23 protein-coding genes are annotated in these 25229 nt (G+C 55.7%); 9 read left to right on the plus strand and 14 right to left on the minus strand.

The window, feature by feature from the left end; translation table 11 throughout:
* Window positions 1–40 precede the first annotated feature (40 nt).
* Window positions 41–616 (minus strand): DUF1802 family protein, encoded by a 576-nt coding sequence (locus tag KQX66_RS32150; RefSeq protein ID WP_216797648.1) that lies wholly within the window; start codon window positions 614–616, stop codon window positions 41–43.
* Window positions 617–776: 160 nt separating this feature from the next.
* On the opposite strand from KQX66_RS32150, the gene KQX66_RS32155 reads away from it, so the two are divergent.
* Complete coding sequence (locus KQX66_RS32155) at window positions 777–944, plus strand: asparagine synthase (RefSeq protein ID WP_216797649.1); 168 nt, start codon at window positions 777–779, stop codon at window positions 942–944.
* 78 nt (window positions 945–1022) lie between these two features.
* Here the strand turns inward: KQX66_RS32155 and KQX66_RS32160 are convergent, their stop codons facing one another.
* Window positions 1023–1202 carry a hypothetical protein gene (locus tag KQX66_RS32160; RefSeq protein ID WP_216797650.1) on the minus strand — a complete coding sequence of 60 codons (180 nt, stop codon included), beginning with the start codon at window positions 1200–1202 and terminating at the stop codon, window positions 1023–1025.
* A gap of 212 nt (window positions 1203–1414) precedes the next feature.
* Between KQX66_RS32160 and mtnK the strand changes: the two genes are divergently transcribed.
* Window positions 1415–2620 (plus strand): S-methyl-5-thioribose kinase, encoded by a 1206-nt coding sequence (gene mtnK, locus KQX66_RS32165; RefSeq protein ID WP_216797651.1) that lies wholly within the window; start codon window positions 1415–1417, stop codon window positions 2618–2620.
* A 21-nt stretch (window positions 2621–2641) separates the two neighbouring features.
* The gene (mtnA, locus tag KQX66_RS32170) at window positions 2642–3730 is read left to right on the plus strand and encodes an S-methyl-5-thioribose-1-phosphate isomerase (protein WP_216797652.1); all 1089 of its coding nucleotides are present in this window, start codon (window positions 2642–2644) and stop codon (window positions 3728–3730) included.
* Window positions 3731–3795: 65 nt separating this feature from the next.
* Here mtnA and KQX66_RS32175 read toward each other — a convergent pair whose 3' ends face one another.
* On the minus strand, window positions 3796–6897 hold the full coding sequence (locus KQX66_RS32175; protein ID WP_216797653.1) for an RCC1 domain-containing protein: 3102 nt from the start codon (window positions 6895–6897) through the stop codon (window positions 3796–3798).
* Window positions 6898–7178: 281 nt separating this feature from the next.
* On the opposite strand from KQX66_RS32175, the gene KQX66_RS32180 reads away from it, so the two are divergent.
* Genes KQX66_RS32180 through nagA form a run of 3 tightly spaced genes read left to right on the plus strand, consistent with a single transcriptional unit; the run spans window position 7179 to window position 9952 of the window.
* Complete coding sequence (locus KQX66_RS32180) at window positions 7179–8039, plus strand: MurR/RpiR family transcriptional regulator (protein WP_010492196.1); 861 nt, start codon at window positions 7179–7181, stop codon at window positions 8037–8039.
* A 3-nt stretch (window positions 8040–8042) separates the two neighbouring features.
* On the plus strand, window positions 8043–8771 hold the full coding sequence (gene nagB / locus KQX66_RS32185; protein WP_216797654.1) for a glucosamine-6-phosphate deaminase: 729 nt from the start codon (window positions 8043–8045) through the stop codon (window positions 8769–8771).
* Window positions 8768–9952, plus strand: a complete 1185-nt coding sequence (gene nagA / locus KQX66_RS32190; protein ID WP_216797655.1) for an N-acetylglucosamine-6-phosphate deacetylase — start codon at window positions 8768–8770, stop codon at window positions 9950–9952. Before nagB ends, nagA begins: the two co-directional genes overlap by 4 nt.
* Window positions 9953–10024: 72 nt before the next feature.
* On the opposite strand, the gene KQX66_RS32195 is transcribed toward nagA, so the two are convergent.
* From KQX66_RS32195 to KQX66_RS32225, 7 genes are all read right to left on the minus strand, one after another.
* Window positions 10025–10609 (minus strand): hypothetical protein, encoded by a 585-nt coding sequence (locus KQX66_RS32195; protein ID WP_216797656.1) that lies wholly within the window; start codon window positions 10607–10609, stop codon window positions 10025–10027.
* Between the two features lie 231 nt (window positions 10610–10840).
* Entirely contained in the window at window positions 10841–11635 is a 795-nt protein-coding gene (locus KQX66_RS32200; RefSeq protein WP_216797657.1) for an SDR family NAD(P)-dependent oxidoreductase, read from the minus strand.
* Window positions 11636–11666: 31 nt separating this feature from the next.
* Window positions 11667–12827 (minus strand): UxaA family hydrolase, encoded by a 1161-nt coding sequence (locus tag KQX66_RS32205; RefSeq protein WP_216797658.1) that lies wholly within the window; start codon window positions 12825–12827, stop codon window positions 11667–11669.
* Window positions 12828–12847: 20 nt separating this feature from the next.
* Window positions 12848–13162, minus strand: coding sequence for a UxaA family hydrolase (locus tag KQX66_RS32210; protein ID WP_216797659.1), 315 nt, complete (start codon window positions 13160–13162; stop codon window positions 12848–12850).
* A gap of 28 nt (window positions 13163–13190) precedes the next feature.
* A complete protein-coding gene (locus tag KQX66_RS32215; RefSeq protein ID WP_216797660.1) occupies window positions 13191–14102 on the minus strand; it encodes a fumarylacetoacetate hydrolase family protein in 912 nt (303 codons plus the stop codon).
* A gap of 50 nt (window positions 14103–14152) precedes the next feature.
* The gene (locus KQX66_RS32220; RefSeq protein WP_216797661.1) at window positions 14153–14926 is read right to left on the minus strand and encodes an SDR family NAD(P)-dependent oxidoreductase; all 774 of its coding nucleotides are present in this window, start codon (window positions 14924–14926) and stop codon (window positions 14153–14155) included.
* 18 nt (window positions 14927–14944) lie between these two features.
* Window positions 14945–15706, minus strand: coding sequence for an IclR family transcriptional regulator (locus tag KQX66_RS32225; RefSeq protein ID WP_216797662.1), 762 nt, complete (start codon window positions 15704–15706; stop codon window positions 14945–14947).
* Between the two features lie 230 nt (window positions 15707–15936).
* On the opposite strand from KQX66_RS32225, the gene KQX66_RS32230 reads away from it, so the two are divergent.
* Entirely contained in the window at window positions 15937–17649 is a 1713-nt protein-coding gene (locus KQX66_RS32230) for an ABC transporter ATP-binding protein (protein ID WP_216797663.1), read from the plus strand.
* A gap of 251 nt (window positions 17650–17900) precedes the next feature.
* On the opposite strand, the gene KQX66_RS32235 is transcribed toward KQX66_RS32230, so the two are convergent.
* Window positions 17901–18890 (minus strand): right-handed parallel beta-helix repeat-containing protein, encoded by a 990-nt coding sequence (locus tag KQX66_RS32235; protein ID WP_216797664.1) that lies wholly within the window; start codon window positions 18888–18890, stop codon window positions 17901–17903.
* A gap of 205 nt (window positions 18891–19095) precedes the next feature.
* Entirely contained in the window at window positions 19096–20589 is a 1494-nt protein-coding gene (locus tag KQX66_RS32240) for a hypothetical protein (protein ID WP_216797665.1), read from the minus strand.
* 210 nt (window positions 20590–20799) lie between these two features.
* Here KQX66_RS32240 and KQX66_RS32245 point away from each other — a divergent pair, with 210 nt between their 5' ends.
* Both KQX66_RS32245 and KQX66_RS32250 read left to right on the plus strand, forming a co-directional pair.
* Window positions 20800–22029, plus strand: coding sequence for a cytochrome P450 (locus KQX66_RS32245; protein WP_216797666.1), 1230 nt, complete (start codon window positions 20800–20802; stop codon window positions 22027–22029).
* Window positions 22030–22171: 142 nt separating this feature from the next.
* Entirely contained in the window at window positions 22172–23644 is a 1473-nt protein-coding gene (locus KQX66_RS32250; RefSeq protein WP_216797667.1) for an ABC transporter substrate-binding protein, read from the plus strand.
* A gap of 59 nt (window positions 23645–23703) precedes the next feature.
* Here KQX66_RS32250 and KQX66_RS32255 read toward each other — a convergent pair whose 3' ends face one another.
* Both KQX66_RS32255 and pcp read right to left on the minus strand, forming a co-directional pair.
* Window positions 23704–24354, minus strand: coding sequence for a DedA family protein (locus tag KQX66_RS32255; protein WP_216797668.1), 651 nt, complete (start codon window positions 24352–24354; stop codon window positions 23704–23706).
* 139 nt (window positions 24355–24493) lie between these two features.
* A complete protein-coding gene (gene pcp, locus KQX66_RS32260; RefSeq protein ID WP_216797669.1) occupies window positions 24494–25144 on the minus strand; it encodes a pyroglutamyl-peptidase I in 651 nt (216 codons plus the stop codon).
* Between the last annotated feature and the right edge of the window lie 85 nt (window positions 25145–25229).

Below are 25229 nucleotides of genomic sequence, written 5' to 3' on the forward strand. Positions count from 1 at the left end.
ATACAAAATCAAGAAAGTCCCGTCCGCGGATTTCCCGGAACTATTTTTGTGCAAGCGCCTCCCGAATCCGGTTGGCCTCGATCGCAAAAGCTTCGTCCGTCAGCACCGGCCGGCGCGGTGCCCCATGCAGCGATTCGGGAAGCCCGATCCACGATTTGCACCCGTTGTATTCGTCCAGCACCGGAATTCGTACAGGCTCGTCCAGCGCATACACCCTCAGCAGCATGACATGCAGCGGCTTCGTCCACTTCCACTTCAGCCTTTCTTCGGCCAGCCTGTCCGTCCAAATGTGAAACGGCTTCAGCTTCGCGAGCTGTTCCTCAGTTTCGATCAGGATATCCTCGGCAAGCTCGACGTAGCATCCGATTTCCGCTTGTTTGCCGCTCCATTCGGGCGCCCGCTCGTCCACCCGCTCCGCGAACGCCGGCTTGATCAGCTCTTTGCGCTGGTGTTCATAGGTCGGATACAAATAAAAGCTTTCTGACTCCACTTGAAAATCCCGGGTTTCCTCGCGGATGCCCCCTTTGCGCATAATGAGGATTTGCTCTCCCTGCTTCAAAGCCTCGACCGCTACGGCCCATTCCTTCAACCCGACCGCCTGTCCTTGCGGTATCATCTGTTGCCTTCTCCTCCCTTCCGTAGTTTAGCCCATTCGTTTACGCTATTATAGATTTCCAGCCAAAACATTGCAATTCCGAAAGAGCATAAAAACGATCGCAAAAATCGATGCTAAAAAGGCTACATCATTCAATCCGCTGCGAGGAGAGTGAAGAGGTATGCGCGAAGGTCTGATTCCAACCGTTCTCGGTACGGCTGTCGCAGCATCCGGCGCGGCAATGCGAAACAAATTCCCGATGGCGGCCGCGGCAGTCGTCGGTTTTGGGCTCGCACACGTCGTGCTGGGAGCCATTGACTTGGTGGAGCATCGCAGAAGAACGGAGTAGTCCCCGGGCTATTGCTCCGGCAAACAAAAAGGGAAGGCGCCCAGGCCTCCCCTTTTTCACATGCAATCGTTCGCTCGATCAATTTCCGTTCTGTACATAATAATTGGAAGCCGGGATTTGCTGGTACTGCTCGTGACTCGCTTTTAAAGGATTGGCATGCAGGGCTACGGACGGATTTTCCGGCGAGGTCCACCCGAGCACGCACAGGATGGCAAAGCACGCCGCGACAAACAGCAATCTACCGAGCAGTTTCTCCATATCAAAAACCTCCAGCTCCGCGTATTTACCTTTATTGTATCTTCCAGCGTTAAGCGCATATTATCGGGGTATGAACATTTTGTAAATGACACGACCAAGACCGGGCAAAGCACCGTTCAGGAAAACGCATTTCCTCTATTCCAACGCAAACCAAATTCATTTATACTAGAGAGAATGGCAGTTTTCATATGGAAAAAGGAGGAATTCATCCCATGTCCGCATATCATCCGCTGACGGAATCGGAAGCTATCGATTATGCAAGAAATTTGCCCGACCTGTTTCAACCCGATTCCGAGCTCACGAGCCGCGAAATCGGGGACGGCAACTTGAATCTGGTGTTCCATATTTCGGAGCCATCTACCGGGAAAAGCATCATTTTGAAGCAAGCGCTCCCCTATGCCAAAGTCGTAGGCGAATCGTGGCCTCTGACCTTGGACCGCGCCCGGATCGAGAGCGAAGCGCTGATGATTCAGGAATCGCTGTGCCCTGACCTTGTCCCGCACGTATACGCTTATGAGCCGGACTTGGCACTTACGGTCATGCAGGATTTGAGCGACCATACGATCATGCGGAGAGGCTTGATCGAGCGTAACCAATACCCGCTGTTCGCCGGTCACATCGGAACGTTTCTGGCCCGTACTCTTTTTTACACGTCCGATCTCGGCATGAACCAGCAGGAGAAAAAAGAACGGGTCAAGCGGTTCATCAACCCGGAGCTGTGCAAAATTACCGAGGATTTGATTTTCGACGACCCATATACGGATTCGCCGAACAATAACGTTCCGCCTGCCATTCGCGACGCGGTAACCGCCATCTGGCAGGATACCGGGCTTCATCTGGAAGTGGCGATTCTGCGCGAGAAGTTTTTGACGCACACCCAGGCGCTGCTGCACGGCGATCTGCATACCGGCAGCATCTTCATCAAGCCGGATTCGACCAAGGTCATCGATCCGGAGTTCGCGTATTACGGACCGATGGGCTTCGATATCGGCGCGGTATTCGCCAATCTGCTGCTGAACTTTGCCGCGCAGGAAGGCTGGGGTGAAGACGAGGCTTCGCGCCAAGATTTCCGCAGCTACCTGATCGGCACGATCCGCGACGTGTGGGAGACGTTCGAGCGAGAGTTCCGGGAGCTATGGGACCAGCACGGTACCGACCGGATCGCCACAACGCCGGGCTACCAGGACTGGTACATGAGAGAAGTGCTGCGGGACACGTTCGGCTTCACCGGCAGCAAGATGGTGCGCCGCGTGCACGGTCTGGCGCAGGTGGCCGACATCAATCAAATTCAGGACGAAGCGGCCAAAGAGCGGGCCCAGCGGCTGGCGCTCGCCATCGGCACGTCGCTCATTCAATTTAACCGTCAGGCGTCTTCCATCGGAGAAATGATTGACATCGCCGAGAAGGCCGTGAAATAGATAAAGGAGAGTGCTGACACCTTGACTACGGAACAAACCAAACAAGCGGACTGGCTGCAATCGGTCCGCTGGAATTCGCTGGAGGACCGCTTGGATCTGCTCGATCAGCGGCTCCTGCCCGACGAAATCGTCTATTTGGAGCTGACGACCTCCGAGCAAGTATGGGATGCGATTAAGCAGCTCGCCGTCCGCGGCGCGCCGGCCATCGGGATCGCGGCGGCGTTCGGGGTCTACCTCGGCGTGCGGAGCTTCTCCGGGAGCCGGGATGGGCTGCTGGCGGAAGTCAACCGCCAATGCGATTACCTCGCGACGTCGCGTCCGACGGCGGTGAATTTGTTCTGGGCGCTGGACCGGATGCGAGGACGGGCCAAGGCGCTGCTCGGCGCAGCGGCACCGGAGGAAACGACGGTGGAGAGCGCGCAGCAAGCGCTGCTGGACGAGGCCCGGGCGATCCAGGCCGAGGACGAGGAAACGTGCCGCTTGATCGGCGAGCACGCGCTGTCTTTGTTCGAGGACGGCATGGGCGTCCTCACGCACTGCAACGCGGGCGGCCTTGCGACCGCCAGGTACGGGACGGCACTGGCGCCGATGTACCTGGCGCTGGAGAAAGGCATCACGCTTAAGGTGTTCGCGGACGAAACGCGGCCTGTGCTGCAGGGAGCGCGCTTGACGGCGTTCGAGCTGCAGCAGGCGGGCGTCGACGTGACGCTGATCTGCGACAACATGGCCGGCGCGGTTATGGCGAAGGGCTGGGTGCAGGCAGTCATCGTCGGTACCGACCGCGTAGCCGCCAATGGCGACGTCGCCAACAAGATCGGCACCTACAGCGTCGCCGTGCTGGCCAAGGCCCACGGCATTCCGTTCTACGTCGCGTGCCCGATGTCGACGATCGACTTGAACACGCCGACCGGGGCCGATATTCCGATCGAGGAACGGCACGAGGACGAGATTACGCAAGGGTTCGGCAAGCGCACCGCGCCGCAGGGCGTGAAGGTGTTCAACCCGGCGTTCGACGTGACGCCGAACGAGTACGTGACGGCCATTATTACGGAAAAAGGCATCGTCCGGGCTCCGTATGGGGACAATTTGCGGAAGCTGTTTACGGAATAATCGCGGCATTAACAAAAACGGCCGTTTCCTGTGCGTCTTTGCACGGGAAACGGCCGCTTTTCAGTTTAAGGAGCAAGCGAATTTGACGAACCCGGCTCTTTCATGTAAACCGGATGAATCATCTTCAAAATAAAGAGCACATCGTCCCGGTCGAACTTGCCATCTCCGGTAACGTCCGTTTGAGCGCGGATCGCCTTCGTCGCCGAATCCAAATCGCTGACGACCGGCAAAGGAGGTCTCACCCGGTCGATCAAGATGGTGTATAACGCCATATTTCCGTTCTCAGCCGTCACTTGCAGCTCGACCGGAAGCCTTTGTCCCAAGATGAGCGATTTGGCATGCAGCATGCCGCCGCTCCACTCGACGTTGGCTTGCTGATTTTTGAGCCCCAGCTGCGCCTTTGGATCGTCCGGAACGATCTGCAAGCTTACGGCGTCGGTCTCGGGACCTACGGTTAACAGATACTTATCGGGCGCAACCAGTACAAGCGGAGCCGAATTGTAGGTTATGGAACGAAGAGCCGTATTGCCGGATGGGCCGGATTGCCGGGTGACCTCCACTTGGAAGCTGCTTGTAAAGCCGCTCCCGATTTTCGCGACAACGGAAAACGATCTCGTCCGGTTCTCGATCAGATCCGATACCGTAATCGTCCGCCCGTAGACGTCGTAGGTTACTCCGGTCACCGTGGGCGGGACATAGAACGTCGCATTCGGATCGTACAGCGTAACGCCGAGCTGCACCTGAGTCACATTCCCGGGCACGCTTAGCGAGTACGTCCGGGTATCCGGTTTGTAGGTCAAGGGGGCGTTGGCGTACGAAATGCTCATCTCGTTCAAGGTGATTTCATACGGCTGCCCGTCCGTACCCGAGCCGCCCGTCAGCACGACGCCTTCCTTCAGCGCGATCACCGGCAGCACCGAACGCGTGCCGTTGTCCTCCTGATCCCGGTTATCGAACCACGCCTCGCCCTCGGCGTTGACAATCAGCGGATACGCTTTGTTCGCTTGAGCATCGTTCAGCGGATTAATCAGCCAGTGACCGGAAAGCAGCTTAGGATCTATGAGTCCTGATAATTTGGCAAACTGATCTTTGGTCAGAAGTCTGACATTCGCGTTGACGGTAAACGAACCCTTTTCCACAAGTTGATCTTTCACAAAATCGTAGGTCTTGATATCGAACGGCGAAGCGGCGATCCATCGCTTCGTTTCGCCCAGGCTGTTGTAAAAATCCTGGTTCAAATACTTGCCTACAGAGCCTTCTGCGGCCGGATCGAAGCGATAAGCCGGATTGTCGGCGTTAAATATATTGCTTTTATAGGCATTATTCCAATATAGGCTGGCAACCTGCGTCCCCGGCTTCAAAACCATGGTCCGGCTCGCAGGATCAATTATCAACCATTGCTTTCCGGCGTAGGAAACGACATCTCCAACGGACAACAACGTCAACGAATCGCCCGCGGCGGGCTGCCTCGCAATCGTAATTTCATAAGCAGCCTTGGTCCCAGTAACCGAATCGGCCACCTCGAATGTAATCCTGCTTTGTCCCACAGGCAGTTGCCCAATCAATAGCCGGTTTCCGCTATAAGACGCGGTTGCGCCGGAGGAGCCCGCTGAAACTTTTTCGACATTCATCCCGGAATGGCTCAGCACCATATCGAGGGTCACAGCGTTCATATCGCGCGGAAGACGAAGGCTATAGGCTCCCGCCCCTTCACGGTTCGCTACTTTTCGAACGGGAATTCCGTTCGTTGCGGTCAACGACTTGACGGGAGACAAATCGATTTCGATTGGGGCCGCGCTGTACTCCGGAGCCATCGTTTTCCCCGTTCCGAGCTGGCCGCGGCGGTTATCCCCCAACCCGTACAGCTTGTTTTCGCTTGTGAGCATATAGGTGGCCTTCGCTCCGCCGACAATACCGTCGACTTGCTCTCCGGAGTGTAAGCCCGAATCTTGCCCTGTACCCGTTTCGGAACCTCCGGTCCCCGGCAAAGGTACCGCAATCGGAAAGGCGGCGTTAGAGCGGTCAGGACGACCGGCTTGTCCGAAATCGTTAAGCCCCGTAACGTACAACGTGCGCGGAGCGATCTCTCCGTCCCCGCGAATGAGCAGCGTATGATCGCCGCCTGCCGCCGCGCCCCTCGCGTCTCCGATCGGATTGCCGTTTTCCGTCGTCATGCGGCTGGCATAGCTTCGATGGCCTAAAGTCGGGCCGAGCCCCAGCTGCCCATATTCGTTACTGCCCCAAACGTAGACGCTCTGCCCGTCGCCCTTGGCGACCGAATGCTCGTTCCCCGCCGAAATGCCGTAAACGTTCGTCAGCTTGTCGCCTAACGTTTCCGACCGGACGACCTCCACCGGCAAGCGCTTGTCGGTCGTCGTGTTGTCGCCGAGCTGTCCTTTGTTGTTGCGGCCCCAGGCCAGCACGGTTTTGTCTGTCGACCGGGCCAAGCTATGGTAAGCGCCTAAAGCGATCTCTTTGATCTCCGTGAGATCCCCTGCGCCCTCCTTATTTTTCACAAAAACCGGAAAACCGCTTGGCTCCTGATCCCCGCTACCCAATTGCCCGTAGGTATTGTCGCCCCACGCCGCTACTTTTCCGTCGCCGAACAGCAGGGCAGCGTGATCGTAGCCGGCAGCCACGGCCGCTACCGCTTCCGCGTCAAACGCATAGCCCGCGCCAAGCATGACATTGCCGGGAGCGGTTCTTCCGTTCATCGTCCCGTCGCCAAGCTGGTACTTGTTGTTGCTTCCCCAGGCCTTCACTCTTTTGCCCCCGTCTTCCCTTGTCAGCACCAGCGTAAACGCACTTTTGGCGCCCTCCGTCGGGTTTCCGCCGGCCGCCGCCGCCGAGGCGTTCGCGATTCCCGGAACCTGCCGCGGATACGGCTGATCGGCCCCTCCGGTATCGTAACCCAGCTGTCCGAAATCGTTCGCCCCCCATGTCCATACGGTTCCGTCCTCCCGTACGGCAACGGTATGCGAATAAGAGGATGATATGGAAACGAACATCGTATTCGACCCGTCCTGGCCGTACGCCTGACTGCGTCCCGGAAGCGGCAGCAGCAGACTGAGGCAGACGATGATTGCGAGAATCCAAAGCATTCCTTTTCTTTTGAAGCTTGCGCGAGAATAAAAGCCTGAAACGTCGACCCGGTCGACCAAATCCACTTGTACTTCACTCCTTCTGCACAAAATCACAGGGATTGCTCTATGAGGCTATTACTTTATTTTACCTTATTTTACCGCCCCTGTGGGTGAATATTGTCATAATTTTAGAAACCTGCGCCCCGATCCGCAAGAGTTCGAAAGTCTCAAAAACATGCCGCTTTAGGCCGAAAACAGTTGCGAAAACCAGGAATATTGGCTATGATGAAGAAGAAAATATTTTTCATCATTTTTAGCGGTATGAAGAAAATGATTTACAAAATCTTTGCAAAACAGGTGATCTGATGTCCGGTATTTTGCAAGCCTTACGGGAACAGCAGCACCAGATGAATCCGAAGGAACAAATTCTCGCGCAATTTATTTTGGAGCATGCCCACGAGGCCGTTCATTTGAGCATTACGGAGCTGGCCGGGCGTTCGGGAACGAGCACTGCGACGGTGTCCCGCTTTTGCCGCAGCCTGCTGTTTAAGGGCTACGGGGATTTTCGCATGAAGCTGTCCGCCGAGCTCGTCCAGCCTGTTTCGGCGAAGCCTTCCTACCAGGACATTGTCGCGGGCAACACGCTTCACAGCATCGCCCAGGCGATCGAAACGAACCATCTGCGTTCGATCTCGGATACGACGCGGCAGCTCGACCTTACGGAGGTCCAGCGGGCGGTAGATGCGCTGCACGATGCCCGGCGCATCGATCTGTACGGGATGGCGACCTCGGGGATGGTCGCGTACGATTGCCAGCAAAAGCTGGTGCGCATCGGCAAAATGGCGCAGCACTGGTCGGATTCCCACATGCAGATTACGTCGGCAACGAGCCTCGGCGAAGGCGATGTGGCGTTCGCTTTCTCCTATTCCGGCGAAACTCCCGAAACGCTTGACGCCCTCCTGTGTGCCAAGGAGCGGGGAGCCACGACGATTTCGCTGACCAAGTTCGGGGCCAACCGGATTTCGCAGCTTGCGGATATCCGGCTGTACGCCTCCTCGCTGGAGGAAGGAATGCGCCGCGGCGATATGGCTTCGCGGATCGCTCAGCTGCACGTGGTGGACATTTTGTTTACCGCGCTGCTCAGCCTGCACTTTGACGATTATGTTCCGCTTCTGGAGCAATCGTTTCAAGAAGTGAAAAAATACCGCAAAGAAAAAGGGAGATGAGCCATGAACATTTTAACTTTCCGCACACAAGAAGAATTGAACAAAGCCGGTGCCGGCATCATTACCGGACTGCTGCAAACGAATCCGAGAGCCGTGCTCGGTCTTGCGACAGGCAGCACGCCGATCGGCATTTACCGCGAGCTTGTCGCGTCGCATCGGCAAGGGCTGGTCAGCTTCGCCAAAGCGACGGCGTTCAATCTTGACGAATACGTCGGTCTCGAGCCGGGGCATCCGGCCAGTTACTATACGTTCATGCAGGAGCACCTGCTCGGTCTCGTCGACATTCCCCCGCAGCAATGCCATATTCCAAGCGGAATCGCGTCGGATCTGCAGGCGGAATGCACCCGCTACGACAGCCTGCTGGAGCAGTACGGGCAAATCGACCTGCAGTTGCTCGGTCTCGGCCATAACGGGCACATCGGCTTCAACGAGCCGGACGCTACACTCGAGGGCGGCACGCATCTCGTGGAGCTGAAAGAATCGACCCGCTCGGCGAACGCGCGGTTTTTCGATAAGCCGGAGCAGGTGCCGACACACGCCCTGACGATGGGAGTCGGCACGATTCTGAAAGCGAAAATGATTCTGCTCGTCGTCCGCGGCGCAGATAAGGCGGAAATCGTACAGCGGGCGCTGCAAGGCCCGATCACGACGGATTGCCCGGCCTCGCTGCTGCAGACGCATCCGCACGTCGTCGTATTGCTGGATTCCGAAGCAGGAGGTTTGCTAAAATGAGTCGCGAAGCATGGGACACCCTGATCATCAACGCCAAAGTCGTCACACCGGATACGGTGATCCTCGCCGGGTATGCCGCGGTCAAGGACGGTAAAATTGAAGCGCTCGGCTCGATGGCCGAGCTGAACGAAGCGCTGGCCGAAGCGGCCGGCACGAAAATCGACGCCCGCGGAAGCTGGCTGCTGCCCGGCTTCATCGACGTGCATGTGCACGGCGGCTACGGCAGCGACTTCATGGACGGAACGATCGAATCGCTTGAAAATATTACCCGCTTTCACTCCAGCCACGGGACGACCACGATGCTGGCGACCACGGTAACCGGCTCTCCCGAAGCGATCGGCCAAGTGCTGGAAAGCGTCAAGGCGTACCGGGAAAAAGGGATGCCCTACGCGCAATTGGCCGGCGTACATCTGGAAGGACCGTTCATCAGTCCGAAATGGCCCGGCGCGCAAAATCCGAACTTTATCGTCACGCCGAAGCTCGAATGGGTGAAGGAATGGACCAGCCGGTACCCGGGCTTGATTCGCCTCGTTACGCTGGCACCGGAAACCGAAGGTGCTTTGCCGGTTATTGCCTTCCTCGCCGGACAAGGCATCGTCGTCGCCTGCGGCCATACGGATTCGACCTATGCGCAGATCGGCGAAGCGGTCAAGCATGGGCTGAGCCATGCCGTGCATACGTTCAACGCGATGAAAGGGCTGCACCACCGCGAGCCCGGCGTCGTCGGCGCCGTGCTGACCGAGGACAAGATCTGCGCGGAAGTCATCGCCGACGGACATCACGTTCATCCGGCCTGCATCCGGCTGCTGACCCAAACGAAGCGCAGCGACAATCTGCTGCTGATCACCGACGCCATGTCCGCCGCGGGTCTCGGAGACGGCGATTTTGAACTCGGCGGGCTCGCTGTCGTGGTGAAGGACGGCGTCGCAAGGCTTCGCGACGGGGACAGCCTCGCAGGCAGCACGCTGACGATGATGGGCGCCTTCCGCTTTGTGGTCAACACGGTCGGAGTCAGCGTTGAGGAAGCGAGCCGGATGGCCAGCTGGAATCCGGCGAAGCAGCTCGGACTACTGGAAGAAACCGGAAGCATCGAAACCGGTAAGCAGGCGGATCTGCTGCTCGTCACGCCGGAGCTCGACCTCGAGCGCATCTGGGTCCAAGGAAGAGAATTGCACCAATAATCACGCACAAAAAACCGGCTGCTTCCGTTTTTCTTAAGCGGAACAGCCGGATTGTTTTTTTAGGAAGATCGCTTATTTCGCCATAAACTGCTGCGTCACGATGTAGAAGCGGAGCTTGTTCAAGTCTTTGGCCGAGATGCTGTAAATTTCGGCGCCGTAGCGAATTGTTTTTTCTTGGATATGGGCATACCGGACCACGACCTTCGGATGAATCGTTTCTTCGTCGCACATGATCATCGTATCGTAGACATGGTTCATTTTGACGGAGAAATCGTTAATCTCAAAGCCGAACCCGAGACGGCTAATCCGGCAAAAGCGAACCGCCATCGTACGGAAATCGTCGATCAGCGTGCCGTACGTATTCAGCTTGAAGCTCGGAAACGCCAGGTTCTCGTCGCGGTACATATCGTCCAGTACGGCATCCGGTCTTGCTTGTATATTGAAAATTTCCGAATCGGCCGGCACTAAAATCAGCTTGGATTTGGAAACCTGCAGCACGCGCATTTGCACTCTCTTCTGAAAATCAAAGCAGATGACGGATTCCCCGCCCGTAAAAGAGGACGGCTCCGTACAGGAAACCTCCATTAAATCCGAACCTTCATAGGACACTTGCCCCTTGTAAACTTTCCCCTGATGAAGCAGCTGCATGTCTTTCATACCAATCACCTCCGCTTGATATCTCTACTATAGCTCCGAATAATTATGAAAGTTTCAGTTAAATATTAGGAGATTATTAGATTCAATGTCGATTGATGTCGTTTCGTGTAACATTTAAACATTTATTAGGATATGCGGAGAGTCGTTAGCTGTGCTGCTCATGGGGATTTTTAAAGGGTATGGTGTGCCAAAAAGCCCCCCGGCTTGCGGAGGGCTCGATTCTCGCTGCTATTAATGTTCCATATGATCTTCCGGCTGGGCCGCTTTGACGGTCAAACCACCGTCGACCATCAGCAGATGGCCATTAACCTGCATCGCTTCCTCGGATGCCAGGAATACCACCGCATCCCCGATCTGGCGGGCGGTGCCGAGACGCTTCATCGGATTCGCTTCGATTTCTTTGGCCCGGATCGCATCGTCGGCCAAATAATCGGTGCACATGTCGGTGTCGACCGTGCTCGGGCCGACCGCATTGACGTTGATGTTGTATTTGCCAAGCTCGATCGCCATTCCCTTCGTCAGCATGTTCGCCGCCGCTTTGGACGATTGGTAATGCGGGATGACCGGGCTCGTGACGACGAGGCTGGCGGTCGACAAGACGTTGACGATTTTGCCGTAGCGCTTTTCGATCATGGACTTCGCCGCCAATTGTGAGCAAAGGAAGATCGATTTGACGTTTGTATTGTATGTCCGGTCCCACGTCTCCTCCGTACATTTCAAGAACGGTTCGAACGGCGCGATCCCGGCGTTGTTGACGAGAATTTCCACATCGCCCAATTGCTCCTGCACCTGCCGGAACATGTCTTCCACCTGCTGCTTGCTGCCTACGTCGGCTTGAACCACCATCGCTTTGACGCCGTGCGTTTCCGCCTGCTTCTTCACGTTCTCCGCCAGCGGGCGCGAACGCTCGGAAGTAAAGTTAATGGCGACATGCGCGCCTTCCTCTGCCAAACGAATAGCAATCGCTTCGCCAATGCCCCGGCTGGCCCCTGTAACGAGCGCCACCCGTCCTGCCAATCTTCCCATAAATCCTAGCCTCCTTCGTTGTATAGCAAGCTTATAAGCTCGGTCCGATCCGGTTGATGCTGAATTCGGTATGACCCAAAATTTCGGCCTTCGTCAGCTTGCCGTTCGCAACCGCTTGAATTTCCTCCCAAACGACCTGACCCGCCGCTTCCAGGCTGAGCGTGCCCTCCAGCATATCGCTGACGTCGACGTCCATGTTGTCCGACATTCTCTCGAACATCCGTTTGTTGCCGGTAATTTTGATGACCGGAATGACGGCAGCTCCGGTAGGCGTCCCCCGTCCCGTCGTAAAGCAGACCAGATGCGCGCCGCCCGCCGCCATCCCGGAAACGCATTCGATGTCGTTGCCCGGCGAATCCATGAAATAAAGCCCATGCTTCGGAATGTCCTCGGCATACTCGATAACGCCTTTGATCGGCGCGGTGCCGCATTTGCTGATGCAGCCGAGCGATTTTTCTTCGATCGTCGTCAGTCCCCCGGCAATATTGCCCGGGCTCGGATTCCCCCCGCGCATGTCGGCACCCATCCGCTCGACTTCCTTCTCGAAGCGGTCGACGATATGGTACAGCTTTTCCGAAATGTCCGGTGCGGCGCAGCGCGAGGCGAGCACATGCTCGGCACCGATAATTTCCGTCGTTTCCCCGATCACGACGCCGCCGCCCTGCTGAATGAGCGAATCGGCTGCCGCGCCGAGCGCCGGATTGGAAGCGAGCCCCGAGGTCGCGTCCGAGCCGCCGCATTTGACCCCGATGATCAGTTCGCTGAAAGGTATCGGCTCGGGCTTCATTTCATCGAGCCGGGCGCGCATTTTCCGGGCGATTTCCACCCCGTGCTGGATCGCCTTCACCGAACCGCCGACCGATTGAATGTCGAACACTTCGACCGGCTTGCCCGTCGGGCGGATCGCGTCGGCCAGCGCATGCGGGTCGACGACTTCGCAGCCGAGGCTGATGATGATAACGCCGCCGACGTTCGGATTGCGGCCGGTTCCCGCCAGCACGTCGAAGGTGCGGTCTTTGTCCGCGCCGATCTGGCTGCAGCCGTGCTGGTGGGGAATCGCTACCGTGTCCGGAACCATCTGGTTGATCCGGGTGCACACTTGGTTGGCGCAAATGACGGTCGGGATAATCAGCAAATGATTGCGGATGCCCACGTCCCCGTTCGGTCTTCTATAGCCCATCATGTGATTCATGAGTATTCTCCCTTCGCTTCTCACGCTTTCGCCTGATCTCCGCGACCGCGGATGCCTTCGACGTTATGCACGTGAACATGGTGCCCTGCATGGATCTGGATGGTCGTCCGTCCGATCACTTCGCCGTACTTGCGGATATCCGTCCCGGCCGGGATATCTTGAATCGCAATTTTATGTCCGAACGGAACGTCGTCCAGCAGCGTTACTTCCTGAACTTGCTCCTGTACCCGGAAGGTGATCCGCTGTCCCTGCTTCAAATCTTTGATCGCCGTCGCCACATGGTCGCGCGGGTCCATCACGAGCGCGTCCGCGCCTGCAATAATCGGTCCTGCCATCCGTCGTTCCTCCTTTTGTCCGCTGCCGTTACGCCTGCTCGTTAACCAGGCGGTTCGTCAGCGAGCCCAGCTTCTCGATCTCGATCGTGACGACATCGCCGTCTTTCAGGTAAACCTGCTTCTCCTCCGGATATCCGAGTACAACGCCCTCCGGGGTTCCTGTCAAAATGACGTCGCCCGGTACCAGCGTCATATGCTGCGAAATGTAGCTGACGATTTCGTCGCAACGGAATATCATATCCGACGTGTTGGAGTTCTGGCGCACTTCGCCGTTCACGATGCAGCGGATGGCAAGGTTGTTCGGATCGCCGACTTCATCGGCCGTCACCAGATAAGGCCCGAGCGGGCTGAAGCCGTCGCACGACTTGCCGAGCAGCCATTGCTGGGTACGCATCTGCAGGTCGCGGGCGGACAAATCGTTCACGTTGCAGTAGCCGAACACGTGATCCAGCGCTGCTTCTTTGGAGACGTACTTGGCTTTTTTGCCGATCACGATGACCAGCTCCGCCTCGTAATCCACCTTGCTCGTTACGCTGACCGGCAGCGGCACATCCTGTCCGTGACCCGTTAGCGTATTGTTGAATTTATTGAACAGGATCGGGTACTGCGGAATCGGCGCGTTCGTCTCTTCCGCATGCTTGCGGTAATTCAGCCCGACGCAGATGATTTTGTTCGGATGCGGGACGCACGGGCCGTAAGTGATCCCCGCTTCGTCCAGCACATATGCCTCGCTGCCGCCGGCCGCCAGCGCTTGGTCCACATAAGCTTGCAGCGCCGTAAGGGCGAAAGGTCCGCCCTCGATGACTTCATGTACCGTCTGCGGCACGTCGGCGTTTCCGGCAGGGACCGCTGCAAGCGCTTTAGCGATATGTATGACACCGCGGTCAGTCTTGACGCCGAGCCGTTCCCGTCCGTCCTCGATAAAAGTAAGCAGTTTCATATTCGAATATGCCTCCTTGGCTTATTGTAGACCTCGTCTTAAACGATGCGTTACGCGTTCTTGCCGAAAACGACGCCCCCGTCGATATACAGCGGGGAGCCCATCATGAATTTCGATTCGTCCGAAGCGAGGAACAGCGCCGCTTTCGCCACATCGTCCGGGCGTCCCAGGTCGCCGCTCAGCTGACGCTTTTTCAGCGATTCGTAAGCTTCCTCTGGATTGTCGTAAGAGTTCCGCAAATAATTTTCCACAAACGGTGTCAGGATCGTGCCCGGCAGCAGCGCGTTTACGCGGATGTTGTACGGAGCGTAATCGACCTGCATCGATTTGGTCAGCGCCAGCACGGCTCCTTTGGTTGCGGAATACGATGCCCTGCGCGCCAGCCCGATTTCGGCGATGCAGGAGGACATGTTAATGATCGATCCTTCCTTGCGCTGCATCATATGCGGCAGAACGTACTTGCACGGCAGGAACGTGCCGCGGATATTGACCGTCATGACGCGGTCCCACGCCTCAGGTTCCACTTCGTGGATCGCCCCCACGCCGCTGATGCCGGCATTGTTGAACAGCACGTCGATCCGGCCGTACTTGGCGATGACGGTATCTACCAACGCTTGAACGGACTCGGGATTCGTTACGTCGGCTTGCACGAACAGCGCGTTCCCGCCGGCCTGGCGTATTTCCTCTACCGTCTCCTGCCCTTTATCCTCCGCCAAATCGTTGACGATAACCGTCGCGCCTTCGCGGGCGAACAGCTGCGCCGTGCTTTTCCCGATGCCCGAGCCGGACCCGGTAATGAGCGTTACCTTATTTTGCAATCTCACAAGGTTCACATCCTTCGGTTAAGTGGTGGTTTGATACTGCGACAGCCTCTCGGCGAGCGCGCAAATTTCCTGGCGGGCCAGCTCGCGCTTCGCCTCCCATTCATGCTGGAACATGGAGCAGCTGATCGCCGCGACGACTTTCCCGTCGCCGGAACGAACCGGGGCGGCTACGCAGCAGAAGCCCATGACCGCTTCCTGCAAGTCGAACGCATAACCGTTCGTCCGCACCTCTTCAAGCTGGCGAACCAGGTCGGAGCGCTTCTGCAGCGTGTGCGGCGTCAAGCACGGATCAAGCGTTTCCGAAGCGTACAGCGTTCCGAGCTCAGGCTCGGCGACCCAGGCCAGCATCGCCTTGCCCAGCGCCGTCGCGTGAGCAGGATATTTGATCCCGGGCTCCGACGATAAGCGCACCGGGGAAGGCATCTCTTCCTTCGCCAAATAAAGCACCTCGTTCCGTTCCAGCTTCGCCAGCTGAATCGTCTCTTTGATGACGTGCTTGGTGACGGAGGCTTCCTTGCGGAACCGGTCGATCAAGCTGAATTGCTTGAAAAAAGCGTTTCCAATGTAGCCCAGCTTAGACCCTAGCGAATACGTCGCGTCATCCTCCCGTACGACCCAGTCCAGCGCTTCCATCGTGGCCAGCAGGGAAAACATCGAGCTTTTGTTGATCCCGAGCCGCTTCGACAGATCGATCAATTTCAGGCTGGAGGGCTGCTCCGAGATCGCTTGGAGCACAAGGTTGGATTTTTCGAGGGCAGGTACCCAATATTTCTTGTCCATGCTTCCTCCAAAATGCAGTTGGTTTTGTATAATAAACCAAGGTTTTATATAATTGACACTTTCATAGTACCACCGCACTTTCGAAGGTGTCAATCGGAATTTGGCCCTTCGAGCGGAGGGGACGAAAGCGTTTATAATGTTTTTTCTCTTGTGCCAGAACCGGTCCAACTATATAATGTCACGTGAATCTAATCGAAGTCACAGAAAGATTATTTTTGGAGCGTGAAGAGATGATCCGCCGTTTTTTTAGCTATTATTTACCTTATAAAAAGCTGTTCGTGCTCGACTTCTCCTGCGCCGTGCTGGCGGCGCTGCTGGAGCTCTGCTTTCCGCTGGCGGTCAAGCTGATCGTCGACAAGCTGCTGCCCGGCAAGGATTGGGGCCTGATCGTCGCAGCGTGCGTCGGCCTCCTTGTGCTGTATTTTGCCAGCACGGGGCTGCAGTATATCGTTACGTATTGGGGCCACAGGCTCGGCATCAACATCGAATTCGACATGCGCCGGCAGCTGTTCGGCCATATCCAGAAGCTGTCGTTCCGCTTCTTCGACAACAACAAAACGGGCCATCTGATGTCGCGCATGACGAACGATTTGTTCGAAATCGGCGAAATGGCCCACCACGGCCCGGAGGACGTGTTTATTGCGATCATGACGCTTTGCGGCGCGTTCACGATGATGCTGTTCATCAACTGGAAGCTGGCCTGCCTCACCTTCCTGATCGTGCCGTTACTCATTTGGCTCGTGGTCGTTTGCAATATGAAGCTGGTCAAGGCCGCCAAGCGGATGTTCTCGGACATCGCCGACGTGAACGCGCAGGTGGAGGATAGCGTTACCGGCATCCGCGTCGTGCAGACGTTCACGAACGAGGAGCACGAGATGGGCAAATTCATGACGAGCAACAGCAATTTCCGGGAGGCGAAGCTCCGCTCCTATAAAATCATCGCGGTCAGCTCCTCCGGCATGTACCTGCTGATGCGGCTGATTTCGCTGTTCGTGCTGATCTGCGGCGCGTGGTTCGTCGTTCAGGGGGAGCTGTCTTACGGGGAGTTCGTCGGCTTTTTGCTGCTGATCAATATTTTCTTCAAGCCGATCGAGAAGATCAACGCGTTCCTGGAAAGCTATCCGAAAGGGATGGCCGGATTCAAACGGTTTATCGAAATTATGGATACGGAGCCGGACGTCGCCGATGCCCCGGATGCCGTCAAGGTGGACCGGGTGCGCGGAGATATCCATTTCGAGAAGGTGACGTTCGGGTACGAGGATCATGCCAAGGTGCTGAAAAATATCGATCTCTCGATTCGGGCCGGGGAAACCGTCGCCTTCGTCGGACCATCCGGCGCAGGCAAAACGACGCTATGCAGCCTGCTGCCCCGCTTCTACGAAATCGAGTCCGGCAGCATTGCCATCGACGGCCTGGACATCCGGAAAATGAAGCTTTCGTCACTCCGGCAGCATATCGGCATCGTGCAGCAGGACGTGTTTCTGTTCTCCGGCACGCTGCGCGACAATATCGCTTACGGCAAGCTGCACGCGACGGACGCGGAAATCTGGGACGCCGCCCGCCGGGCGAAGCTGGAAGAGTTCATCCGCTCGCTGCCACTCGGCCTGCAGACACCCGTCGGCGAACGCGGCGTGAAGCTGTCCGGCGGTCAAAAGCAGCGGCTCGCCATTGCGCGGATGTTCCTCAAAAATCCGCCAATCCTTATTCTCGACGAAGCGACCTCGGCGCTGGACACCGAGACGGAAGCGGCCATCCAGCAATCGCTCGCCGAGCTGTCCGCCGGCCGCACGACGCTCGTCATTGCCCACCGGCTCGCCACGATCCGCAGCGCCGACCGGATTATCGTCGTTACCGAGGAAGGGGTTTCCGAGCAGGGGCGCCATGACGACCTGGTGGCTGCGGGAGGCGTGTACAGCCGGTTGCATCAGGCGCAGTTCGGATAGGAGGAAGCGGAAAAGAACCGTCCGCGTGGAAAGACGGTTGTTGAGAAATTGCTCATATTGAGGTAATAGAGGGTACGTGGAGGTGGGGTATCTCTATTTATATAATGATCACTTACTCGACGAGAACCGTCCACGACAAAGCGTAGACGGTTCTTTTCGTTTTTTTATAAGTAATAATTTATGCTTTCGGCTGACTTCAGCGAGCCACAGCATGACGCTTAAGGCAAGCCCGACGGAGACGGATGTTCCGTCTACTTTCCGCTCGTGATGCTGCCGGTGTACATGTTTCCGGCCGGATAGCGTGTATTGCCGGAAGCGCTGGCGGTCGTACCGCTGGCAGCGTTCACGACATAAGCGGTCGTATTGTCCAAATAGACCGTATTGTTCGTGAAAGAGGCGTTTTGCCCCCAGCCGGCCGCACGCTGATGAACCTGAAACGCATCCTTGATTTTGCTGTTGCCGTTGCGGTAGCCGATGTTGCCCCGGATCACGTCGTTGTTCCCCTTCACATCGATGAAGCTGTCCGCAGCGTTGGCGCCGCTCATGCCGGTACCGTCGAACGAGTTGTTCTCGACAAGCGTCCCCGTAGAGCCCTCCTTAATGTCGATATGCTCGGCGGCGACATTCGGTCCTATCGTGTTGTTCGCAATCGTGTTGTGGTTGGTCGCTGCGTTAAAGGTGCCCCACTTTCCTTTGTCGGACCCGACATAAATCGCTTCTCCGAACGATGGGTTTACGGTGCCGATATCGTGAAGATACGAATTCCGAATCGTATTGTAGGAGCTGCCGTCCCGGTAATGAACGCCCTCTTCCCCAATCTGGTACACCTCGGCCCCGTCAATCAGCGTGTAATTCGCATGGTCAAGCATGATCCCTTTTTTGGCGTTCGTAATTTTCAGATCCTTGATCACCCAGTGATCGCCTGTCACGTGCAGCGTATAGCCGCTCCCCGTACCGCCGCCGTTCAGCTCGGCTTTGTTCGAGGGGCTGGCGCTCTGCAGCGTAATCTTGCCGGTTGGGGTTCCGTTGGCCGCCGCTACGAATTTGCCGTTGAACGTCACGCCCGCCGCTAAAGTAATTACGTCTCCCGGCGCCGCCTGGGCCAGTGCGTCAGTTAAGCACGAAGCCGTGCTGCAGGTGACGGAGGCCGCCTTCGACGAAGCGGGAACCGAGAGGAACGCCGAGCCAAGCAGCATTACGGACGATAGAAAGGACAAGCGGAAACGCCAACTTTTTTTCATACGTCGCACCTCCTAAAAGGTTTATTTTTACAACACTTACAACATCCAGATTATCAAAACCTGTCGGACTCTGCTTGTACAATTCATAGATTGGATGGGAGTTTTTCGTGAATCGCGTCTACAGGCGACGAAGAAATGCAGAGCGCCGAAGCCGGATGGATTGCCGCACCCAACACGGTGCCATCGCTTCAGCGCTCTTGATCGTTTATGGTTTCGTTAAATGCTTGCCGGAAATGAGATATATCCACTTTCCGTCAGGACTGCTTCCTGCCACCGAAGTACCGTTCCAAATGCTCGAGGCAATCTTGCGCTCCGCACGTTTGTCCGCGTCGAACACGACGATGTCTCGATTATAAGCCGAATCCTTGGGTGCATCCGGGTTCTCTTCGGTTCTGAGGAGCAGATGAGTTCCGCTAATCCACTTTCCGTCTCCCCGGGTATCCTCCGATATTTTGACGGCACCTTTATAAATTCCGGCGTTGTAATAAAACTGATACACTCCGTCCGTCGTCCGGGTAAAGCCTCCCCAAGAATTGTCGGGCAGCGGCAGTTTTAAAGGCTCGAGCTTCCCGGTCTTCCAAGTGTACACGTACCGCTTTTCGTGGCCGGTGTCCGTATCCATCATGACGTATACGCGCTCCCCATCGTCTGTAAAGGTAACCGGAAGCCGCGCATCGCTGGTCTGACTGAAAGGCACTCTGCCGACTAAAGCCTTGGACAGCCGCTGTTCCTTACCGGACTTCAGATCGAAAACAAGCAGGTCGAGATCCCGCTCCTGCTCTCTTGTCCCCACAGCCATAATCAGCCGGGTCCGGTCTTGGCTGAAGCCCGCTCCATGCACGTAATCGTTCAATCGGACCGCAGCGGCCGTATCGCTCGCCGGAATTTCCGTCCCCTGCTCCGGCTGCTCGTAAAAGAAGCCCCGGCGGTCGGCGACGAATGCCCCGCTTCCCATATAACGGGTCATCAATTTATTGGGGTACGGGATAAACTTTTTCTCTTGCACGTCGTACACGGTGTAAATGCCTTCAAAGGGAGCGTCGCATTGACAATAATGAGTCGTACGGCTGAGCAGCAAAAACTTGCCCGAATCATCCAGCATTTCGATTCCGTAAGGCTGATCGAACGAAGTGAGCGGCTCCGAACGTTTGCCGTCTACGGACATTTTCCACAATTGATTCGGCTGCTCTATCACGCCTTTGAACGATGGAGTTTCGCCAAGCGTCCTCCCGCTCTTTGTTTTCGCTCCCGAGACGCTTAGCTGGTAAGAATGGAACGTTGGTTCAGGCAGTGAAATTTCCCCAACCGTCAAATCCAGCTCCCGATCGCTGGCCCACCGGTAATCGAAGGAAGGCACGATCCCGTCCCCGAAGGCTCCTTCCTTCTCCGTATACTGTTTGGCTTGATCCCGCAAGGCGGCTTCCACCGAAGTCCGGTCCATCGCTTCACGGAATTCCAGGGTAAACTGCTGCTTCGTCGGCGCAACATTCGTCGCGACGGGAGCTTGCAGCCGAGGCTCTTCCTTCATCCGGATCCGCACGTCTTCCTTCATCGCTTGGTCACCTAAGGACGCCTGACCGTTCAGTGCAGTGGAAGGCGTTTCCGTCGAGGTTGTCGGACCTCCTTGTATGGCGGATGGCTGCTCGACGGGGCCTTCTTCTGAGCATCCGGCTATCGAGAGAGTGACGGCAAGTGCCACGGCGGACGACCCTATCAGGAAATATCTTTTCAGCGAAATAACCCCCTTTGGAGTGCACTTCTAAACGATATTGACGCTGTGCTCTGCCAAATGTTGCATGCTGCCAAGCAGGAGAACGTTTTTTCAGCTAAAATTGACTTACACGCGTTATTTGTATAAATTTACCTAAGATGTAATTTTAAAATATCCCTCAAAAGGAGCGATGTAGTTTTGACAAACGAATCGCTGGAACTGGAAAAAGTATTCCTGCCGTTCTCAGAGAACGAGTTGCCCTCATCCTTTCTGAATCCTTTCCCTACCCTCAACCGTTTAAGACAAACGACTCCGATACGCTACGACGAAGCAAGACAATGCTGGGACATCTTCGGCTATCAGGAAATCATGCAAATTTTAAAGGCTCCCGAATGCTTCTCTTCTGTTGTTCCCGGAAAATTTGAAAATTCGTTGAGCTTGCCTGAAAGCATCCTCGAGCTTGATCCGCCACAGCATACGAAGCTCCGCAAAATCGCCGGCAAAGCGTTCGCTCCGGCGGCTCTCTCGCAGCTCGAAGCGAAAATCGCCTCAATCGCGAACGAGCTGATCGACCGGGTTGCTCAGCGGGGAGAGATGGATTTTGTCGCCGACTTCGCCAACCCGCTTCCGGTGATCGTCATTTCGGAGATGCTCGGCGTGGAACAGAATGACCGCGCCTTGTTCAAGCATTGGTCCGATACGATGGTGAAATCGCCGGCGGACGACAGTCCCGAATCACTCGAGCGGCTGCATACCGAACAGTTGCAGGCGCGCCGGGAGCTGGAAGCGTATTTCCAGCAGGTGATCGAGCTTCGGCGGAGCGATCCGCAAGAAGATCTCATTTCCCAGATCGTCCACGCCGAGGTGGACGGAGAAACATTGACCTTTAATCAAATCGTGGAGTTTTGCATCCTGCTGCTCGTTGCCGGGAACGAGACGACAACGAACCTGTTCGGCAACTTCGTACGGCTCCTTACCGAACGAAGCGAACTGCAGCCTGCGGTTAGCGGAAACCCCGAACGTTTAAAAACGATGATCGAAGAAACGCTGAGGTTTTATTCGCCGGTTCAAGCGCTCCTGAGGTATACAAAACAGGATATCGATCTTCAGGGCTGCCACTTGAAAAAGGACGATGTCCTGGTCCTCTGGCTCACTTCGGCCAACCGCGATCCGGCAGTGTTTGACCGTCCCGACGAGTTGGACATCGACCGTTCGCCTAATCCCCATGTTGCTTTCGGCTTCGGCATCCATTTTTGCCTCGGAGCGATGCTTAGCCGCATGGAAGCCCAAATCGCACTGGACATTGTGATGCGAAGACTGTGCAATATCCGTCTGGCGCCAGGCACCGCCCTTACTCCGATTCCAAGCACCTTCTTCTTCGGACTTCAAGCGCTACCGATCGAATTTGACCTCGAGAACGAATTGTAAAGAAATTATAAAGAAAATTTTAGAAAAAAAATGAATTCTTTTCTCTCTTTCATCCGTCTATTAGAGTGGGATGAAGAAATAATTGGAAAAGACGGCGCGGCAAGGCAATAGGCTGTCTTTCGGAAAAGGTGGAGAAAAAGCAATGAAACGAAGTCGTATTGGGCTCACGGCCGGACTGGCTGTAGCCGTGCTGATTGCGGGATGTAATTCCGGGGGTGGAGACAAACCGTCCAAGACGCTTAAAGAGCTTGGCAAAGACGAGAAAGCGAGCATCAAGGTCGTATACTGGGACAAAAGCTACTTCTTCCAGCAGTACGGCAACTTGTTCTCGGCAAAGTTTCCGAATATTGACGTACAAGTCGTTTCCATGCAAGGGTTCTACTCCGACGGCAAGGATCCGGACGAGGAATTCAAGAAGCTTGTCGAAGAAGAGAAGCCGGACGTGCTCATGTTCCAATCGCCGGAAATGTTCGAGAAGTGGGCCAATGACGGCAAGCTGTACCAGCTCGACGACGTCATTCGTCAGGACAAGTTCGACATCGAAAATATTTTGCCGAGCGTCGTGGAGCAGATCAAAGCGAAAGGCAACGGCAATATATACGGGTTGACCCCTTCCTTCTACGGCCAGGCGTTATTTTATAATAAGGATTTATTCGAGAAGCACGGCGTCCCGTTGCCGAAAAACAAGATGACCTGGAACGAAGTGCTGGACCTCGCCAAGCGGTTCCCGAAGGACGGGCAAGGCGACAACCGGATCTATGGCTTTGCGGAGAACGCATCGTATGCTTTTATGGATGACAAGAAACAGATTGCTTTTCAAATGATGAACAGTATCGGAGGGACCAGCGGATTATCCTTCGTCGATCCGGACAAAGGAGCAGTCACGATCCAATCGGATGGCTGGAAAGAGGCACTTCTAGCGACAGTGGAAGCTTTAAAATCGGGGGCGGTGTTTGCCGGCAACGACGAAAAATTCGATCCGAATAAACCGATGTCGATGGAAGACCATATGAAGAAAGATTTGTTCGCCAACGGAAGACTCGCCATGACGGTTGGAGGGTCTTATATGATCAGCAGCCTTCAACGCACCAAGGAAACGCTGAAAGACGTAACGCCTGTCAACTGGGATATCGTCACCGTGCCGGTCGATCCGAAAAATCCGGAAGTTTCGAACTCCGTCTCCCTTTCCGGGCTGTTCGCCGTCAATGCCAACTCATCCAATCCGAGAGCGGCTTGGGAGCTCGTCAAGTATATCAATAGCGATGAAATGGCCAGACTGCTAACCAAGTCCGAAGACGGGGCGATGCTTTCCCGAACGGCTTATGCCAAAGAACGCGAGGGCCGCAGTATGGAGCCGTTCTATATGCTGAAAATGAGCGAGAACAGCCTTTACAAAAACTACAGCAAAATCCCGTCGGGATTTCATCAATCGTTCACCGAGCTCGCGCAAAACGAAGTCCAGTCCGTCATCGAAGGCAAGAAATCGGTGGACGACGCGCTCAAGACGATGCAGGAAAAAGGCCAGGAATTTTATATTAAGGCCAAGCAAGAGCAGGATGCCAAAAATGCGAAGGAAGGCAAAGATCAGAAGCCTGCCGAACCGGCTAAAAACTAAAGTTTAAACAAGCAGCGGCGTCTGGGGATACAATGCCCCGGACGCCGCCGTTTTTTTCCTTATTTTGCAGAGCGGACGAACAGTTTCTGCAGCCCTACATATCTCGCACGCAGCCACTGGATCAGCAGCGCTTTTTTCTTCCTCGCCAGCACCGCTAGCCCCGCAAGCAGAGCAAGAACGACGACCGCACCGAAGGAGTATTGGGTAATCAAATGCAGCAGCTGCTCGATTTTCGCTCCGAAAATATGGCCCACCGTCACATAAGTCATCACCCACAAAATTCCGCCGATCCCGTTGTAAAGCAGAAGCGTGCCGAAGCGGACCTTGAGAATCCCGGCAACGTAGCCCGTAAAGTGCCGCAGACCGGGGACGAAATAACTGACCAGAATGAGCTTGTCGCCGTATTTTCCGAACCATTCCGTCAATTGGCGGAGACGCTCCGGCTTAAGGAAGAAGTACTTGCCGTACTTTTCAAAAAACGGGGTGCCGAGCCGTCGGCCCAGCATATAGGTGACAAGAGTGCCGGTAATGGCCCCGAGATAGGATACGAGAATAATCGATGTCAGTTGAAACGTACCCAAGGAAGCCATATGCCCTGCGATGGCCATAGCCAGTTCTCCCGGAAACGGCAGCGCCAGCGATTCGGCGAATAATCCGAAGAATAAGACGAAGTAACCGTACTGTCCAAACATTTGACTAATCCATTCCATGATCAGGCTCCTTATCGACAAAATTCCGTCTGTCTATCAGCTATTCCAAGTATAGCTGGATGACGGACTGTCAATAACGGCCTTAGGGTTAGTTTTGGAACTGGCCTTTGGTCTTGGTAAGCCCGCGACTTAAAGACGGTTAGCAGATTTGCCCTGTCGAAACGACGATGTCCTCTTGATAGCGGATCGCCGCCCCGATTCCTGCCTCCAGCCCTTTGACGATAGCCTCCAGACTCATGCTCGGCTGTCCTTTATGCTGCACGGCTTGTTCCGGCAAAAACGGAATATGAATAAATCCCCCGCGAACCACCGCGTTGCCCGTCGTTGCCAGATGATGCATCAAGCCATAAAACAGATGGTTACAAACGAACGTGCCGGCCGTATGCGATACGGAAGCCGGAATGCCGCGATCGTTCATCTCCTTCACCATGGCTTTAATCGGGAGCGTGGACCAGTAGGCGGCGGGTCCCCCGGGAATAACCGGCGTATCGATCGGCTGCTGCCCGTCATTGTCGGCAATCCTGGCGTCGTTGATATTAATGGCGATTCGTTCAATCGTAATATCCGGCCGGCCGCCGGCTTGACCGACACAAATGACGAGCTTCGGCTTGATTTCCGACACAGTTGCAAGCAGCCGCTCGATCGATTTATCGAATACCGTCGGGATCTCGCGGGTTTCCACGCGATGGCCTTCCACCGTGATTCCCTGTAGCCTCCTGACGGCTTCCAAAGCCGGATTCACCCGCTGCCCTCCGAAAGGATCAAACCCGGTAACAAGAATGTTTTCCACTATCATATCCTCCCACTATAAAGTAATGTATTCTCCTGTTTTCTCACTGAATCTCAATATTTCAACTTTGACAGCTTGAGCGGCG

Origin of the sequence: Paenibacillus oleatilyticus (assembly GCF_018998565.1) — a bacterium.
GTDB lineage: Bacteria > Bacillota > Bacilli > Paenibacillales > NBRC-103111 > Paenibacillus_G > Paenibacillus_G oleatilyticus.

Excerpts from the sequence above, each read along its gene's own strand:
- KQX66_RS32150 (WP_216797648.1), bottom strand. The coding sequence starts at position 616 with ATGATACCGCAAGGACAGGCGGTCGGGTTGAAGGAATGGGCCGTAGCG.
- KQX66_RS32155 (WP_216797649.1), top strand. The coding sequence starts at position 777 with ATGCGCGAAGGTCTGATTCCAACCGTTCTCGGTACGGCTGTCGCAGCA.
- KQX66_RS32160 (WP_216797650.1), bottom strand. The coding sequence starts at position 1,202 with ATGGAGAAACTGCTCGGTAGATTGCTGTTTGTCGCGGCGTGCTTTGCC.
- mtnK (WP_216797651.1), top strand. The coding sequence starts at position 1,415 with ATGTCCGCATATCATCCGCTGACGGAATCGGAAGCTATCGATTATGCA.
- KQX66_RS32180 (WP_010492196.1), top strand. The coding sequence starts at position 7,179 with ATGTCCGGTATTTTGCAAGCCTTACGGGAACAGCAGCACCAGATGAAT.
- nagB (WP_216797654.1), top strand. The coding sequence starts at position 8,043 with ATGAACATTTTAACTTTCCGCACACAAGAAGAATTGAACAAAGCCGGT.
- nagA (WP_216797655.1), top strand. The coding sequence starts at position 8,768 with ATGAGTCGCGAAGCATGGGACACCCTGATCATCAACGCCAAAGTCGTC.
- KQX66_RS32195 (WP_216797656.1), bottom strand. The coding sequence starts at position 10,609 with ATGAAAGACATGCAGCTGCTTCATCAGGGGAAAGTTTACAAGGGGCAA.
- KQX66_RS32200 (WP_216797657.1), bottom strand. The coding sequence starts at position 11,635 with ATGGGAAGATTGGCAGGACGGGTGGCGCTCGTTACAGGGGCCAGCCGG.
- KQX66_RS32205 (WP_216797658.1), bottom strand. The coding sequence starts at position 12,827 with ATGAATCACATGATGGGCTATAGAAGACCGAACGGGGACGTGGGCATC.
- KQX66_RS32210 (WP_216797659.1), bottom strand. The coding sequence starts at position 13,162 with ATGGCAGGACCGATTATTGCAGGCGCGGACGCGCTCGTGATGGACCCG.
- KQX66_RS32215 (WP_216797660.1), bottom strand. The coding sequence starts at position 14,102 with ATGAAACTGCTTACTTTTATCGAGGACGGACGGGAACGGCTCGGCGTC.
- KQX66_RS32225 (WP_216797662.1), bottom strand. The coding sequence starts at position 15,706 with ATGGACAAGAAATATTGGGTACCTGCCCTCGAAAAATCCAACCTTGTG.
- KQX66_RS32230 (WP_216797663.1), top strand. The coding sequence starts at position 15,937 with ATGATCCGCCGTTTTTTTAGCTATTATTTACCTTATAAAAAGCTGTTC.
- KQX66_RS32235 (WP_216797664.1), bottom strand. The coding sequence starts at position 18,890 with ATGAAAAAAAGTTGGCGTTTCCGCTTGTCCTTTCTATCGTCCGTAATG.
- KQX66_RS32250 (WP_216797667.1), top strand. The coding sequence starts at position 22,172 with ATGAAACGAAGTCGTATTGGGCTCACGGCCGGACTGGCTGTAGCCGTG.
- KQX66_RS32255 (WP_216797668.1), bottom strand. The coding sequence starts at position 24,354 with ATGGAATGGATTAGTCAAATGTTTGGACAGTACGGTTACTTCGTCTTA.